Origin of the sequence: Rhodovulum imhoffii (genome assembly GCF_003046545.1) — a bacterium.
GTDB lineage: Bacteria > Pseudomonadota > Alphaproteobacteria > Rhodobacterales > Rhodobacteraceae > Rhodovulum > Rhodovulum imhoffii.
On sequence record NZ_QAAA01000023.1, the window covers coordinates 1 to 13,909 of the forward strand.

Genomic DNA, 13,909 nt, shown 5'->3' on the forward strand with positions numbered 1-13,909 from the left:
CCAAGGTCTCGGCGACAGCCTGGGCCTTCACATGATCCGGCCAACGCCTCTGCCCCGAGGCGAAGACTTCAACACCAAGCGCCGTGAGGAACGAACTCTTTGCGAACATTGCGAAACGCACTCCTTCTCTTCGGATGCGTATCAACTCGCAATGGCTGATCCCGTCGGCAATGTGGGGCGGCGACACCGCTTACGATCGACTCCAATGCCGTCGAGAACCTGATCCGCCCGATTGCGCTCACGCGGAAGAATGCTCTATTCGCCGGCCACGACGAGGGTGGCCGCACCTGGGCCCGCATCGCCTCCCTGATCGCCACCGCGAAGATTAACGGCGTCGAGCCCTTCGCCTACATCAAGGCGACCCTCGAAGCCATCACCGCCGGTCACCCCGCCAGCAGGATCGACGAGCTCCTGCCATGGAACTTCAACCCGTCAAGCTGAACAGGCGTGCCGCGGTGACAGCGCTTACCTTTATTGTGTCAGCAAACTTGCCATATGGATGGTCTGGCATGGCATCCATGTTGATCGACTGAGCAAGTGCGATAGCTTTGATGAAGTCAATATTTCTTTCGTATTCAAAACCCAGTTCGATAAAATCAGCTCGATGTTCGAGTTCGTCCGATAGCTTAATTCGATAGCGAACCAGTGGAAAAAGCAATTGAATTACGAAAACGGCAAGTAGTACTGCTCCAAGCCGTAGTATCGCCTTTGTCAGAAAATCATACAGATTTGTTCCGGGCATTTCGATGTGGGCTAACTCCAAATTCGCTTGCTCGAAACTAATGCTGAATGTTTGATCTTGAACAACAAAGAAAAAGGCGGCCTATCCAGCAATCGCTAGCGTGATCAGAAGCAGGGAATACGCCTGCATTTGATAAATTCTGGCGCGTCGACGCAGTTGTGCGGCAATCGCTTTGTATGTTGGGGTCTTCTCGGTCACATCGTTCCCTCGCATTCATTAAATCGCACACTGGTTTGTTAGAGTTATTCGGCATATCACTGTTTTCGTAGTACATCATTTACCAAAGAAAGCGATTGAGCAACTCAATGAGCTTTCAGATTTATCAATTCAAAGCCGCCTGCGAACATGCCAGCGCTGAGAATACGCGCTTCTTGAATGCGCAGCTCAGCGAAGGGGTGGCAGCATGACGATCATAGCCGCAATTCCCAAGAACTCACGCGAAGAGTACCGCATCACACGGGAGACCTTTCGAGGCCACAACCTAGCGCAAATCCGGGTTTGGTTTCGCGCAGATGATGGTGAGTTTCGCCCCTCTTCGAAGGGCGTTGCAATCCGCGTGGAGAACCTGCCTCAAGTGATCGACGGACTACGCTCAGCACTAGGCTCCGAACATGGGTCGGGATAGGGGCACGCCATGAACGGCGATTGGGGCGTGCCAATACGCTTGATCAAAACCGAAGAGCTTGCGGCACTAATGGGATATTCGAGCGCCAATTCTGCATTTCGCGAATGGCTCGTTTCACTTCGGATAACGCCGGTGCCTGGACGCCGTGGTTACTATGATCCGCTGTTGGTTCGCCGGCGTCTCGATGAAGCACAGGGGCTTGCCACAGTTGAGCAAAGCCGCGAAGGGCAGCCCGTTGACTTGGTAGCACAACGGAGGGCACGGCGTGGCTCAAAATGAAAAGGCAGATACGCCAACTGAATATATCGCATTCGTTCACAGCGGAAACTCGTCGGGTTTTGGTGTCAGCTTCCCTGACTTCCCCGGCTGCGTGACGCAAGGGGATACGATTGACGACGCGCTGCGTCTGGCCCGTGAAGCGCTGGCCTTCCATGTTGAGGGCATGTCGGAAGATGGTGAAGTCATTCCCGAGCCGCGCAACACCCAGCAGATTGAGGCCGATCCTGACCTAGCCGACTGGCGGGAGGGCGCATTCCTCGCCTATGTGCCGTTAATTCTGGCCCGTGGAGCCTGAGGATGAAGAAATGCGTCCAGTGTAGCACAATGTGAGGCATTGAGCACCGTACGTGGGGCTGTCAGTGGGGCCAGTCAAAGCGAAAATCCCATAACCATATGAATAACAATGATATTTTTGGAAATTATGGTGCCCGGGGGCGGAATCGAACCACCGACACGAGGATTTTCAGTCCACTGCTCTACCCCTGAGCTACCCGGGCACGGGTAAGCGAACTTCGCTTAGGTGGCGATGTTCTAGTCGGGCTTTCGGGTGGTGTCCAGAGGCGATATGGACTTGCCCGAAAGAAGTGGAGAGCACCAACTGAGGAACCAGGAGGTGTTCTATGGGAAACGGGAACAGACCGACGCCGGAGTTTCGGCGTGAGGCTGTGCGGCTGGCGCTGACCAGCGGCAGGACGCGGCGAGAGATCGCGGAGGATCTGGGCATTGGCCTTTCGACGCTGACGCGGTGGCTGAGTCAGGAGCGCGATGCGAGCGATCCGAGTGAGGCACCCGTCGATCTCCATGCCGAGTTGAAGCGGCTTTCCGACGATGAACTCGGCCTCAGGCCACTTCGTCGGTTTTGGCTTGGTATAGTCGTAAATGTTCACAACAGCGGTGGGATCGGGAACCTCTTCACCGGTGACCTGATGAGGGACCTTCGTTATACCGTCCCATCGGGTCAGCGGCTGGCCATCGTCATCCATCCTCTGGGTACGCTTGCTCCATGTCAGCACCGCATCGCAGTGTTTGATGTTCTTGAAATAGGGACCTAGCAGGCAAACGATCACGTGAAGGTGAGAGTGTGTCAGACGACCCTGCCCATAAGGTAAACCATCAACGCGTCGTCGGGTGTGATGGCACGCTCCTCGACACGCTCAACAATCTGGGTCTCGTCGCTCACTACCTTCACATCTCCGATCAGTTTCAGCGTAGGAGAACCAGCGCGTTCATCGAACTCCCCTTCACGAATAAACTTGAGTTGGTCGGCCAAGCCCTGATCAATCGCAAAGCGTCGGTTGCCTGCGTCCACTTCTCCCTTAAACGCAACCCGCGTCTGCGAGGCTTCTTGAAGATCAACATGATCAAGCCAGCAACAAAGACCAACAGTGCGATCAGACCGAGTATGACGAATAGAGTTTCCATTGGCGTGCTCCCTCAAATTCAAATTGAAAAGGCCACCAGATCGCTCTGGTACCGGGGAGTTCGTAAGCCGCACGAAGACGACCGCTACGGCCTTTAGACCGGGGTCCTGTTGTATACGCCGCAGCCTCCCCGGCCATAAGGCTGAGGAGGTGGCATTCCGGCTGACACCAGCCGCTTCGTGTGAGGTTACGACGCCCCGAGACTGCGCCCTTTTACGCAGTCCTGAGTTGAGGTTACGCGCTGAGGGTCAGGGCTTCAACTCCAAAGATCACCGGGGCGTTTGATCCAGTGGGGCTTGGGGGCGCGGGAGAGGATCGAGGCTTCGCGGTTGGCCTCAGTCCACCCTATGTTAAATGAGCCAGATTTGAAGAAGGCCATGCGGTTGTAGGGCAAGGTGGCGTCGATATGCCAAGCCAGTTCGCGCCAGTCAGTGAACCGGGGTTTGGTCTGCCTTCCACGCTGACGACCCTTGCCTTTGGTCGTGGCTTCCACCTCATCGCGTGCGACAAAGTTATAGTCGATCAACTGACGTAGGGCAGTGTAGTGAAACGCTGTTCGGATGTCTTGATCAGGATGGGAAGGAGCGTTGGTGGTATCAGCGGTGTCCACTGCATCGGCCTTGGCGTGATCTTGGGCAAGCGTTTCGATCACCTCGGCACGGTTATCCTCATTCACGCCATGCCGATAACCACCCGCATCCTGCACCCCACGTTCAAGCGACTGGAAGTAAGCAATGGCGATCTGGTCGATCTCGTGATCAGAGAGTTGGAAGGTGAACCCGGGTTCATCAGAGCGCACGGGTTTGGCAGCGGAAGCACCAAGCAAGCCCCGCAGTTTCTTGATCTCAGCAGAAGTCCAGACGGCGAATGTATCCGCCTGTTCGCAGGCTTCCTTGTGCGGCAACCCGCCTAATCTTTTGACCCAAGCCGTCTTTCCAACCAACTCAAGCAGGTCATCGGGCACTCGACGACGCAGTTTGTAGCCCTTGTTATCCTTAGTCAGAAAGCGGGGGTTACGCACGGGTTCCATGCCCCATGTGTACCACCGATGTGTACCACCTGACAAGAAAAAGGCTAATGATTGCAGTGAGTTCCTGCAATATCAGTGATTTAAGAGAAATTTGGTAGCGGAGGAGGGACTTGAACCCCCGACACAAGGATTATGATTCCTCTGCTCTAACCAACTGAGCTACTCCGCCAAGAGCGAGGGGCTACGTAAAAGAGACGCCCCCCCCCGTCAAGGGCAAAACGACATTCTTAACACCGCACCTCCGGCCCCGGCGCACGGGCAGGGTGAACCGTGCCGGGTTTGCCGGAGGCTGATTTGTCTTAGTTACGCGACCCTGTGAGTTCTGCCCGAAAGTTGGTGATGGCCTGAAGCCGGGGGCACGTCAATGGCGGTGTTGAAAAGCGCCGTCAATCTCACAGAGAAAGGATATGCCCCATGGCCAAATCTACCGTTGTCCCGTTCGATCTTCCATCGGAATTTTCACCTGATCCGCTGACCGAGGTGACCCAGGCTGGTGCCAGGGACTGCTGCGCGCGGCGGTTCAAGCCGAGGTTTCTGTCTTCCTTGCCGAGCATGCACATGTGCTGGACGAGGAAGGCCGCCGGTGTCTGGCTCGCCACGGATTTCTGCCCGAGCGTGAGATGATTGCCGGGATCGGGACCGTTCCTTTGTAGGTGCCGCGTATCCGTGATCGCGGATCCAATGCCGATGGCAGCAAGATCAAGTTCCGCCCTATCTGCGCAAGGCCAGGTCGGTTGAGCAGCTGCTGACCTGGTGTATCTGAAGGGCCTCCCGACGGGCGACTTCAGCGAGGCGCCGACCGCGCTTCTGGGCCCGGATGCTGCGGGGATGACCGTGCCACCGGAGCTGGCCATCGGCGATGGCGCGCTCGGGTTCTGGGCAGCGCCGCGCGAGGTCTTCCCGGACACGCGCGCGCAGAGATGCTGGGGCCACAAGACGGCGAACGTTCTGGGTGCCATGCCCAAATTCCTGCACGAAACGCCCGGTAACAGCACGCATATTCCGCAGCCTGCCGGAATACTGGTCCACCGCCTTGATGGTCAGCTGCGTTTCGACGCGCTTGGTTGCCATGGATCGCACACTCACATTGCAATTTTAGGGGGGAATACTTATATTTAGGCCATGGAAATCTTCTCGATGATCTTTGCCGTGTTTATGATCGCCTTTGCTATCGCCACGACGATCCTTATGGGTATTCTTGTAGGGAGCATCTGGAGCGCGCTGGCCTACGCCGCGTTTCTGATACTGCTCTATTACGCCGCGACGTATGAGAGCGGACCAACCCGCCCGATGAAGCGCGACCAACTGAACGCTTTCCAGCGCCCATTGTCTGACGACTGATGATGTCAGCCAAGAAGAAATGGCGGAAAATCAGCGGGCCAAACCGTCTGCCAGAAGCCATCCAAGGGGTTGAGTCTAAAGACGGCATCAGGCAAGTTCAGACCGCCGCCTGATGACAACCGGCACCAACTCTCGGACATAGCTCATGAACCCTGACCCTGGGGTCTGGCGCGGCAAACTGCATATCGGCAGGGTGCTTTCGTCGGGCATCACGATTCTGCCCAATGGCACAACCCGGGACATTCGGCCCAGATAGTCGCGGAACCATTTGAAGCGGGTTTGCGCCTTCCCGCCCTGACCGGCTTGCCGATGCGATCTGCCAGTGGCTCCAGCAGTACGTACTGCGGCCCAGCCAGCCGGCCAGCGTCGCGGTGCAGATCAATCTTTTCGCGGGCGACGATCTGGAGGGCCGGTCCGGTGGCAAGCGATCCCAGTATTTGCCAATCAGAACGTGCGCCAGCAGGCCTGGCCGGGGCGACCACGCCAATCGGGCGCAACGGCGGAGGAGACTGGCAGAATGCCTTACAGCAGGTGCAAGCCATGCGCGGGCGGACAATCTGGCGCACGACAAAGCGCCCGGTTCCTGAAACTCTCCTCAGAAATGGCCATAGGAATGGGGCTGGGCACCCTCGGGGGCAGAGCGGGCTGGACCCCGCCCCGGACCAGGTCTACGTTTCGGCGCACCCAAACGAGGCAGACCATGGCAACCGGTACCAATATCCGCACCTATTTCAACGGCACCTGGCATGACGGCGATATCGCCGTCATGCGCGCGGGTGATCATGGAAGCTGGCTGGGCACGACCGTGTTCGACGGCGCCCGCGCATTCGAAGGCATCACCCCGGACCTGATGGCCCATTGCGCCCGACTGAACCGCTCGGCCGAGGCTTTGATGATCACGCCCAGCCATGACGCCCGAACGATCCACGACATCGTTCTGGAGGGGTTGACAGCCTATGCCCCCGACCGCGCCGTTTACATTCGCCCGATGTACTGGGCGCTGGAGGGCGGGGATCTGGGCGTCGCCCCGAAACCCGGCGCGACCGGCTTTGCCATCTGCCTTGAAGAAATCCCGATGGCCCCCGCCGACAGGGCCACGACCCTGACGACCACCCGCTTTCGCCGGCCGGTGCTGGAAAACGCCGTTGTCAACGCCAAGGCAGGCTGCCTTTATCCCAACAACGCCCGGATGCTGGCAGAGGCTCGCGCCAAGGGCTTTGGCAACGCTCTGGTGGCCGATGCGATGGGCAACGTTGCCGAAACCGCCACCGCGAACGTCTTCATGGTCAGAGATGGGGAACTGTTCACCCCGATCGCCAACGGCACCTTCCTGGCCGGGATCACCCGCGCCCGCCATATCGCCAATCTGCGGGCAGAGGGCATTCCCGTGCATGAAACCGTGCTGAGCTTTGACGACTTTCGAAATGCCGAAGAGGTCTTTCTGTCGGGCAACATGATGAAGGTCACGCCGGTCCACGCCTTCGACGACGTCACTTACCGACCGGGCCCGGTCACCACCCGTGTACGCGACCTGTACTGGGATTGGGCGCATTCGTCCTGACCCTGGCGCAGCGAAACGTTGCCAGCCGGTGCGCCATGCGCCATGGTGGCAAAGGAGGCAAGACATGCGCAAGTTTCTGGTGGTTCTGGACGACAGCCGCGAATGTCTGAACGCGATGCGCTTTGCCGCAATGCGCGCGGCGCATACGGGCGGGGGGGTGCAGATTCTGTCGGTGATCCCGCCCGAGGAGTTCAACCATTGGCTCGGCGTGGGCGACCTGATGCGCGAAGAAGCCCGCGAAAGGATCGAAGCCCATTTCGAGGTCTTCGCAAAGTGGATGCGCGACAAGCAGGGGATCGACCCCGAACTCGTCATACGTGAAGGCGAACCCGTCCCCGAGATTCTCGCCCAGGTCCGCGAGGACAGGGAGGTTGGCGTGCTTGTCCTTGGGGCAGGAACGGGCAAGGGCGGGCCGGGGCCGCTTGTCACGCAACTGACGAAAAGCGCGGGCACCCTGCCGATCCCGATGACGATTGTTCCCGGAGAACTGTCAAAAGACGAACTGGAAGCCGTCTGCTGAAGGCCGGGGGCCGGCCAGAAGTTGACATCGGCCCCCTTCGGGCGCATATCCGAGCATAAAGCTAAGGAAAGACCCATGTTCATTCAGACCGAATCCACCCCCAACCCGGCCACGCTGAAATTCCTGCCCGGCCAGGCCGTGCTGGACACGGGGACCGCGGATTTCCCCAACGCCGAGGCGGCAAGGATCTCGCCTCTGGCCACGCATATCTTCGCGGTGGAGGGCGTGACCGGGGTGTTTTTCGGGACCGACTTCGTGACCGTCACCAAACAGGAACAGATCGACTGGGAGCACATCAAGCCCGCGATCCTCGGCGCGATCATGGAGCACTACCAGTCCGGTCAGCCCACGATGACCGGGCAGGCCAATGCCGGCCACGCCGACCATGACGGCCCGGATGCCGAGATCATAAAACAGATCAAGACGCTTCTGGACACCCGTGTGCGCCCTGCCGTGGCGCAGGACGGCGGCGACATCACCTTCCACGGTTTCGACCGGGGCGTGGTTTACCTGCACATGCAGGGTGCCTGCGCGGGCTGCCCGTCTTCGACGCTGACGCTGAAGATGGGCATCGAGAACCTACTGCGTCATTACATCCCCGAGGTTACCGAAGTCCGCCCGGTCGCGGAGTGATGCCCACACTGGCCTTCGACACCTCCGCCGCCCATTGCGCGGCGGCGCTTGTGATGGGGGGCCGGCTGTGCGCTCAGCGCCATGAAGGCATGGCCCGCGGCCAGGCCGAACGCCTGGTGCCCCTGCTGGAAGATTTGCTGGCCGAGGCCGGTTTGCGCTGGCACGATCTGAGTGCGCTGGCGGTAGGGGTCGGCCCAGGGAATTTTACCGGCATCCGCATCGGCGTTTCCGCGGCGCGCGGACTGGCGCTGGCCCTTGGGCTTCCGGCCCACGGGATTACCGGGTTCGACGCTTTCGCACCTGGGGGCGACACGCTCGTCACCCTTCCTGCCCCGCGTGGCCGGCTTTATGTTCAACCCTTTCGTGACGGTCGGGCCGAGGGGCCCCCTTGCCTGACCGACCCCGCCGCACCAGCCGGCCTTCCCCACCGGCCCGTATACGGGATTGGCGGCAGTGCGCTGGCACAAACCCTGGGCGTCCCGGTAACGGAGTCGTCCTGGTCCGGCATCGCTCCCGCAATTGCCCGTGTCGCGGCCACACGCCCGGCCCCGCCGGACAAACCCAAACCGCTTTACCTGCGGTCCGCCGGCGCAGCCCTCCCCGCCGATCCACCGCCGGTGATCCTGCCGTGAGGCCGCGTGACCTTGCCGCGCTGCATGCTCTGTGTTTCACGACCCCCCGCCCGTGGTCGGACACGGAGTTTCGCGCGCTGCTTTCCGGCCCCGGTATAGTCCTGTGTGGAAATCCCGAAAGTTTTGCTCTTGGCCGCGCCATTGCGGGTGAGGCGGAGTTGCTGACCCTTGCCGTCCACCCCGGCCACCGCCGCGCAGGGCTGGGCCGGGCACGGCTGGCGGAGTTTGAGGCTGCCGCGTTTCGTCACGGGGCATTGCACGCGTTTCTTGAGGTTTCGGCAGACAACGCTCCGGCGCGCGCGCTTTATGCAGAGGCCGGGTATCGGCCGGCGGGGCAGCGCCCGCGTTACTACCGGGCCCCGGATGGCAGCACCCGCGACGCAGTGATCATGCGCAAGGATCTGGGCCCCTGACCCCGAAAAACGGTTGACCCCCGCGCGGGGCTGCGGCCTTAATCATTCCAGTTTGCACATGTGGGCTGCGGGCCCGCAGCAGCCGGGAGGCCACTTCATGACCCTGTTTCAAAAAACCCTTGGCGCCGTTTCGGCGCTGGCGCTGAGCACCGGCCTGGCCGGGGCTGAACCGGCGCTGATTTATGATCTTGGCGGCAAGTTCGACAAGTCTTTCAACGAGGCCGCCCATACCGGCGCCCAACGCTGGTCCACGGAAACCGGCCAGACCTACCGCGAAATCGAGATGCAGTCCGAAGCCCAGCGCGAACAGGCCCTGCGCCGCTTTGCGGAGGCCGGGATGAACCCGATCGTGATGACCGGCTTTGCCTTTGGCGCGGTTCTGGAAGAGGTCGCCCCCGACTACCCGGACACGACCTTCGCCATTATCGACATGAAGGTCGAGGCGCCGAACGTACGCGCGGTGGAATTCGCCGAGCATGAGGGCAGCTACCTTGTCGGCATGATGGCGGCGATGGCCTCGAAAACCGGGACTGTCGGCTTCATCGGCGGTATGGACGTGCCCCTGATCCGAAAGTTTGCCTGCGGCTACGTACAGGGGGCGAAGGCCTCGAACCCGGACATCGCCGTGATCCAGAACATGACCGGAACGACACCGTCCGCATGGAACGACCCGGTGAAAGGCGGGGAACTGACACGCGCCCAGATCGCCCAGGGGGCGGATGTGATCTACGCTGCCGCGGGCGGCACAGGGGTGGGCGTTCTGCAAACCGCCGCCGACGAGGGCATTCTCTCGATCGGAGTGGACAGCAACCAGAATCACCTGCATCCCGGACAGGTCCTGACCTCTATGGTCAAGCGAGTGGACGTGGCTGTACATGAAATCTTCAGCGCAGGTACGGCGGTGGAAACCGGGACCTTCGCCCTGGGGCTGGCCGATGATGGCGTAACCTATGCGATGGACGACCATAACGCGGCACTCGTGTCCGGGGAAATGGTCACCGCCGTCGAGGATGCAAAGGCGAAGATCATCTCGGGCGAGATCACGGTGCACAACTACATGTCGGACAATACCTGCCCCGTACAGTAAGGGGCAAACGTGGAACAGCACCGCCCACCCGATCCGGCGATCGAACTGAAAGGAATTTCAAAGGCTTTCGGTTCAGTTCAGGCGAACAAGGGCATCGACCTTCGGGTCATGCCCGGAACCATCCACGGCATCATCGGGGAGAACGGCGCCGGGAAATCCACGCTGATGTCGATTCTCTACGGCTTTTACAAGGCCGACGCGGGGGAGGTGTTCATCCATGGCCAGCGCACCCGGATTCCCGACAGTCAGGCCGCGATCCGGGCGGGGATCGGCATGGTGTTCCAGCATTTCAAGCTGGTACAGAATTTCACGGTGCTGGAAAACGTCATTCTGGGGGCCGAAGACGGACGGCGTCTGCGCCCCGAATTGTTCCGGGCGCGCGGCGCGCTGAAGCGGCTGGCCGAGGATTACGAACTGATCGTCGACCCCGACGCGAAGATAGAAGACCTCGGCGTTGGAATGCAGCAGCGGGTGGAAATTCTCAAAGCACTCTACCGGCAGGCGGATATCCTGATCCTTGACGAACCCACCGGCGTTCTCACGCCCGCCGAAGCGGATCACCTGTTCCGGATTCTCGACAACCTGCGGGCGGAAGGCAAGACGATCCTTCTGATCACTCACAAGCTGCGCGAGATCATGGCCATCACCGATACGGTCAGCGTGATGCGCCGGGGCGAGATGACGGCGACTGTCAACACCGCCGAAACCAGCCCTGAGCACCTCGCCGAACTGATGGTGGGCCGCAAGGTTTTGCTACGGGTGGACAAGCCCCTCGCCACCCCCGGCAAGACAGTGCTGGAGGTGGAGGACCTGCGTGTCACCGACAGCGCCGGAGTGGCACGGCTCAAGGGCATTTCCCTCAATGTGCGCGCGGGGGAAATTCTTGGTATCGCGGGAGTGGCCGGCAATGGCCAGTCCCATCTTCTGGAGGTCTTGGGCGGTATCCGTCCGGCCACCGGGACGGTGCGCGTCAACGGGGCGCCGATCGATCTGAGCGGACGCTGCTCCGACGGGCAGTCGCGGCGCGCGCGCGGCGTCGCCCATGTCCCCGAAGACCGCCAGCGCGAAGGCCTGATCATGGAGTTCGCTGCGTGGGAAAACATGGCTTTCGGTTATCACCACGCACCCGCCTACCAGAAAAACGCTCTGCTGATGGACAACGCCGCGATCCGCGCCGACACCGTGACAAAAATGGGACATTTCGATATACGCCCGCCCAACCCCAACCTTGCGGCGCGGAATTTTTCGGGGGGGAACCAGCAAAAATTGGTTCTGGCCCGTGAAATCGAACAACACCCCGATCTGCTTGTGGTGGGGCAGCCCACGCGCGGGGTCGATATCGGCGCGATCGAGTTCATCCACCAGCGCATCGTTGCCCTGCGCGATGCGGGCAAGGCGGTGCTTCTGGTCAGCGTGGAACTGGAAGAAATTCTCTCACTTTCCGACCGCGTCGCGGTGATGTTCGACGGGCGGATCATGGGCGAACGGCAGGCCGCGCAAACCGATGAAAAGGAACTGGGCCTCCTGATGGCCGGGATGCATGGGGGGGCCGATTGACATGGACGTGATACCCAGATGGGCCGATGTGATCCTGATTCCGCTGTTCAGCCTGGTCTTGGCCGCCCTGCTTTCGGCGGGGGTGATCCTGGCCATCGGGGAAGATCCGGTGGCGGCGGTGAAGATGATGGTCAACGGGGCTTTGGGCTCCACCTATGGCTGGGGATATACGCTTTATTATGCGACCAACTTCGTCTTCACCGGGTTGGCGGTGGCGGTGGCCTTCCATGCCCGGCTGTTCAATATCGGGGGCGAGGGGCAGGCCACGCTGGGCGGGCTTGGCGTGGCGCTGGTGTGTCTTGACCTGCCATGGCCGCACTGGATCTTGGCGCTGCCTGCGGCGATGGCGGCGGCGGGGCTGTTCGGAGCGGTATGGGCGGCGATTCCGGCATGGCTTCAGGCCCGGCGCGGCAGCCATATCGTGATCACCACGATCATGTTCAACTTTATCGGTGCAGCCTTGCTGAATTACCTTCTGGTCAATGTCATGCGCCCGGACGGCGCGATGGATCCGGCCACCCGGAAATTCCCGCCCGGCACCCATCTGCCCACCCTTCATGACATCCTTGGCCTTGTTGGCGTACCGTTTTCAAAGGCGGCCCCTGCAAATATCAGCTTCCTGATCGCACTGGGGGCCTGCGTCCTGGTCTGGGCGCTGATCTGGCGCACCCGGCTGGGCTTTCAGATCCGGGCGCTGGGCCATTCGGAACCCGCCGCCGTCTATGCCGGGATCCGGCCCGTGCGCATCGTGATGCTGACAATGCTGATTTCCGGCGCGCTGGCGGGCTGCATGGCCATCAACAACGTCATGGGAGAGGCTGAGCGGCTGGTGCTGAATTCCGTGGAGGGGGCCGGGTTCATCGGCATCGCCGTGGCGCTGATGGGCCGAAACCACCCGTTCGGCGTGTTGCTGGCGGCGATCCTGTTCGGATTTCTCTACCAGGGCGGGGCGGAGCTCGCGCTATGGACGAACATCCCACGGGAACTGATCGTCGTCATCCAGGCTCTTGTGATCCTGTTCACCGGGGCTCTGGATAACATGGTGCGCATCCCGCTGGAGCGGATTTTCCTCACCCTGCGCAAGAGGGGGGCGTGATGGATTTCGTCAGCCTGATCGCGGTTCTCGATTCCACCATCCGGCTGGCCACGCCCTTGCTTTTGGCCTGTCTGGCCGGGCTGTTTTCGGAACGCGCGGGGATTTTCGATATCGGCCTGGAGGGAAAAATGCTGTCTGCCGCTTTCTTCTCGGCGGCAACGGCGACGATAACGGGGTCTGTCGGGCTGGGGCTGCTGGCGGGGGTCGCGGCCTCGATGGGGTTGGCGGGGCTGCACGGGCTGGCCTCGATCACCTTCCGGGGGAACCAGCTGATTTCCGGCGTGGCGATCAACTTCCTGGCCGCAGGGCTGACCGTCGTCATTGCGCAAGACTGGTTTCAGCAAGGCGGGCGCACGCCCTCGCTCCTGGGCGCGGCGCGGTTCGGGCCGCTCACCCTGCCTTTTGCGCAAACCCTCCGGGATGTGCCGGTGCTGGGCCCGGTCTATCACGACCTGATATCGGGCCACACGGTGCTGGTCTACGTTGCCTTCGCGATGGTCCCGCTGACATGGTGGGTGCTGTTTCGTACCCGGTTCGGTCTGCGCCTGCGCGCGGTCGGCGAAGCACCCGAAGCCGTGGATACCGCCGGGGTATCGGTCACCGGAACCCGCTATGCGGCGGTGGCGATTTGCGGACTCCTGTGCGGTATCGCCGGAGCCTACCTGGCTACCGCCCTTCAGGCCGGGTTCGTGAAGGATATGACCGCCGGGCGGGGTTATATTGCGCTGGCGGCGCTGATTTTCGCCAAGTGGCGGCCCTGGTACGCTCTGTGGGCAACGCTGCTTTTCGGCCTGTTGCAGGCGGTCGCCCTGCGCTACCAGAGCATCGATCTCGGGGGGGTGACTGTGCCGGTGCAACTGATGGATGCTCTGCCCTACATCCTGACGGTTGTCATCCTTGCAGGGTTCGTGGGGCGGGCGGTGCCTCCCCGTGCCGGCGGAACGCCCTATGTAAAGGAGAAATAAGCAGGCT

Annotated in this window: 16 protein-coding genes, 2 tRNA genes and 4 pseudogenes; 16 read left to right on the forward strand and 6 right to left on the reverse strand. The window is 61.1% G+C overall.

Annotated features, from left to right (window positions below; translation table 11 throughout):
• Positions 1–189: 189 nt before the first annotated feature.
• Positions 190–441, forward strand: a pseudogene (locus tag C8N32_RS13130) (transposase domain-containing protein); the annotation flags it as partial.
• On the opposite strand, the gene C8N32_RS13135 reads toward C8N32_RS13130, so the two are convergent.
• Positions 425–742: a hypothetical protein gene (locus C8N32_RS13135; RefSeq protein ID WP_146159716.1), complete on the reverse strand. Its 318-nt coding sequence runs from the start codon at positions 740–742 to the stop codon at positions 425–427. The pseudogene C8N32_RS13130 and the gene C8N32_RS13135 sit on opposite strands and share 17 nt — an antisense overlap.
• Before the next feature lie 403 nt (positions 743–1,145).
• On the opposite strand from C8N32_RS13135, the gene C8N32_RS15575 reads away from it, so the two are divergent.
• The 3 genes from C8N32_RS15575 to C8N32_RS13145 are packed head-to-tail and all read left to right on the forward strand — an operon-like array spanning position 1,146 to position 1,941.
• Entirely contained in the window at positions 1,146–1,367 is a 222-nt protein-coding gene (locus tag C8N32_RS15575; RefSeq protein ID WP_107893448.1) for a transcriptional coactivator p15/PC4 family protein, read from the forward strand.
• Positions 1,368–1,376: 9 nt separating this feature from the next.
• Positions 1,377–1,646: a hypothetical protein gene (locus tag C8N32_RS14875; RefSeq protein WP_146159717.1), complete on the forward strand. Its 270-nt coding sequence runs from the start codon at positions 1,377–1,379 to the stop codon at positions 1,644–1,646.
• The gene (locus C8N32_RS13145) at positions 1,633–1,941 is read left to right on the forward strand and encodes a type II toxin-antitoxin system HicB family antitoxin (RefSeq protein WP_201132337.1); all 309 of its coding nucleotides are present in this window, start codon (positions 1,633–1,635) and stop codon (positions 1,939–1,941) included. The genes C8N32_RS14875 and C8N32_RS13145 overlap by 14 nt, the downstream gene beginning before the upstream one ends.
• A 127-nt stretch (positions 1,942–2,068) precedes the next feature.
• Here C8N32_RS13145 and C8N32_RS13150 read toward each other — a convergent pair.
• Positions 2,069–2,143 (reverse strand) — tRNA-Phe (locus C8N32_RS13150).
• Positions 2,144–2,266: 123 nt separating this feature from the next.
• Here C8N32_RS13150 and C8N32_RS15580 point away from each other — a divergent pair.
• Positions 2,267–2,500, forward strand: a pseudogene (locus C8N32_RS15580) (transposase); the annotation flags it as partial.
• A gap of 230 nt (positions 2,501–2,730) precedes the next feature.
• On the opposite strand, the gene C8N32_RS15155 reads toward C8N32_RS15580, so the two are convergent.
• From C8N32_RS15155 to C8N32_RS13170, 3 genes are all read right to left on the reverse strand, one after another.
• Complete coding sequence (locus C8N32_RS15155) at positions 2,731–3,141, reverse strand: hypothetical protein (protein ID WP_146159718.1); 411 nt, start codon at positions 3,139–3,141, stop codon at positions 2,731–2,733.
• Positions 3,142–3,323: 182 nt separating this feature from the next.
• Positions 3,324–4,097 (reverse strand): hypothetical protein, encoded by a 774-nt coding sequence (locus C8N32_RS13165; RefSeq protein WP_146159719.1) that lies wholly within the window; start codon positions 4,095–4,097, stop codon positions 3,324–3,326.
• Positions 4,098–4,189: 92 nt separating this feature from the next.
• A tRNA-Met gene (locus C8N32_RS13170) sits at positions 4,190–4,266 on the reverse strand.
• A gap of 245 nt (positions 4,267–4,511) precedes the next feature.
• Here C8N32_RS13170 and C8N32_RS15585 point away from each other — a divergent pair.
• Together C8N32_RS15585 and C8N32_RS15035 are read left to right on the forward strand one after the other, a co-directional pair.
• Positions 4,512–5,069 (forward strand): annotated as a pseudogene (locus C8N32_RS15585) (transposase); the annotation flags it as partial.
• A gap of 150 nt (positions 5,070–5,219) precedes the next feature.
• A complete protein-coding gene (locus tag C8N32_RS15035) occupies positions 5,220–5,438 on the forward strand; it encodes a hypothetical protein (protein WP_107893453.1) in 219 nt (72 codons plus the stop codon).
• 287 nt (positions 5,439–5,725) lie between these two features.
• Here the strand turns inward: C8N32_RS15035 and C8N32_RS15590 are convergent.
• Positions 5,726–6,016 (reverse strand): annotated as a pseudogene (locus C8N32_RS15590) (IS66 family transposase); the annotation flags it as partial.
• A gap of 122 nt (positions 6,017–6,138) precedes the next feature.
• On the opposite strand from C8N32_RS15590, the gene C8N32_RS13195 reads away from it, so the two are divergent.
• The 9 genes from C8N32_RS13195 (at position 6,139) to C8N32_RS13235 (ending at position 13,902) form a co-directional block, all read left to right on the forward strand.
• The gene (locus tag C8N32_RS13195) at positions 6,139–6,999 is read left to right on the forward strand and encodes a branched-chain amino acid aminotransferase (RefSeq protein WP_107893454.1); all 861 of its coding nucleotides are present in this window, start codon (positions 6,139–6,141) and stop codon (positions 6,997–6,999) included.
• Positions 7,000–7,063: 64 nt separating this feature from the next.
• A complete protein-coding gene (locus C8N32_RS13200; protein WP_107893455.1) occupies positions 7,064–7,519 on the forward strand; it encodes a universal stress protein in 456 nt (151 codons plus the stop codon).
• 75 nt (positions 7,520–7,594) lie between these two features.
• Positions 7,595–8,152, forward strand: a complete 558-nt coding sequence (locus C8N32_RS13205) for a NifU family protein (RefSeq protein ID WP_107893456.1) — start codon at positions 7,595–7,597, stop codon at positions 8,150–8,152.
• A complete protein-coding gene (gene tsaB / locus C8N32_RS13210; RefSeq protein WP_107893457.1) occupies positions 8,152–8,784 on the forward strand; it encodes a tRNA (adenosine(37)-N6)-threonylcarbamoyltransferase complex dimerization subunit type 1 TsaB in 633 nt (210 codons plus the stop codon). The genes C8N32_RS13205 and tsaB overlap by 1 nt, the downstream gene beginning before the upstream one ends.
• Positions 8,781–9,197 (forward strand): GNAT family N-acetyltransferase, encoded by a 417-nt coding sequence (locus C8N32_RS13215; protein ID WP_107893458.1) that lies wholly within the window; start codon positions 8,781–8,783, stop codon positions 9,195–9,197. The genes tsaB and C8N32_RS13215 overlap by 4 nt, the downstream gene beginning before the upstream one ends.
• 97 nt (positions 9,198–9,294) lie before the next feature.
• Positions 9,295–10,284 (forward strand): BMP family lipoprotein, encoded by a 990-nt coding sequence (locus tag C8N32_RS13220; protein WP_107893459.1) that lies wholly within the window; start codon positions 9,295–9,297, stop codon positions 10,282–10,284.
• Positions 10,285–10,293: 9 nt separating this feature from the next.
• Positions 10,294–11,841 carry an ABC transporter ATP-binding protein gene (locus C8N32_RS13225; protein WP_244905924.1) on the forward strand — a complete coding sequence of 516 codons (1,548 nt, stop codon included), beginning with the start codon at positions 10,294–10,296 and terminating at the stop codon, positions 11,839–11,841.
• A 1-nt stretch (position 11,842) separates the two neighbouring features.
• Positions 11,843–12,937: an ABC transporter permease gene (locus C8N32_RS13230; RefSeq protein ID WP_107893483.1), complete on the forward strand. Its 1,095-nt coding sequence runs from the start codon at positions 11,843–11,845 to the stop codon at positions 12,935–12,937.
• A complete protein-coding gene (locus tag C8N32_RS13235) occupies positions 12,937–13,902 on the forward strand; it encodes an ABC transporter permease (protein ID WP_107893460.1) in 966 nt (321 codons plus the stop codon). Before C8N32_RS13230 ends, C8N32_RS13235 begins: the two co-directional genes overlap by 1 nt.
• The last annotated feature ends 7 nt before the right edge of the window (positions 13,903–13,909 follow it).

Excerpts from the sequence above, each read along its gene's own strand:
- C8N32_RS13135 (WP_146159716.1), bottom strand. The coding sequence starts at position 742 with ATGCCCGGAACAAATCTGTATGATTTTCTGACAAAGGCGATACTACGG.
- C8N32_RS15575 (WP_107893448.1), top strand. The coding sequence starts at position 1,146 with ATGACGATCATAGCCGCAATTCCCAAGAACTCACGCGAAGAGTACCGC.
- C8N32_RS14875 (WP_146159717.1), top strand. The coding sequence starts at position 1,377 with ATGAACGGCGATTGGGGCGTGCCAATACGCTTGATCAAAACCGAAGAG.
- C8N32_RS13165 (WP_146159719.1), bottom strand. The coding sequence starts at position 4,097 with ATGGAACCCGTGCGTAACCCCCGCTTTCTGACTAAGGATAACAAGGGC.
- C8N32_RS15035 (WP_107893453.1), top strand. The coding sequence starts at position 5,220 with ATGGAAATCTTCTCGATGATCTTTGCCGTGTTTATGATCGCCTTTGCT.
- C8N32_RS13195 (WP_107893454.1), top strand. The coding sequence starts at position 6,139 with ATGGCAACCGGTACCAATATCCGCACCTATTTCAACGGCACCTGGCAT.
- C8N32_RS13200 (WP_107893455.1), top strand. The coding sequence starts at position 7,064 with ATGCGCAAGTTTCTGGTGGTTCTGGACGACAGCCGCGAATGTCTGAAC.
- C8N32_RS13205 (WP_107893456.1), top strand. The coding sequence starts at position 7,595 with ATGTTCATTCAGACCGAATCCACCCCCAACCCGGCCACGCTGAAATTC.
- tsaB (WP_107893457.1), top strand. The coding sequence starts at position 8,152 with ATGCCCACACTGGCCTTCGACACCTCCGCCGCCCATTGCGCGGCGGCG.
- C8N32_RS13220 (WP_107893459.1), top strand. The coding sequence starts at position 9,295 with ATGACCCTGTTTCAAAAAACCCTTGGCGCCGTTTCGGCGCTGGCGCTG.
- C8N32_RS13230 (WP_107893483.1), top strand. The coding sequence starts at position 11,843 with ATGGACGTGATACCCAGATGGGCCGATGTGATCCTGATTCCGCTGTTC.
- C8N32_RS13235 (WP_107893460.1), top strand. The coding sequence starts at position 12,937 with ATGGATTTCGTCAGCCTGATCGCGGTTCTCGATTCCACCATCCGGCTG.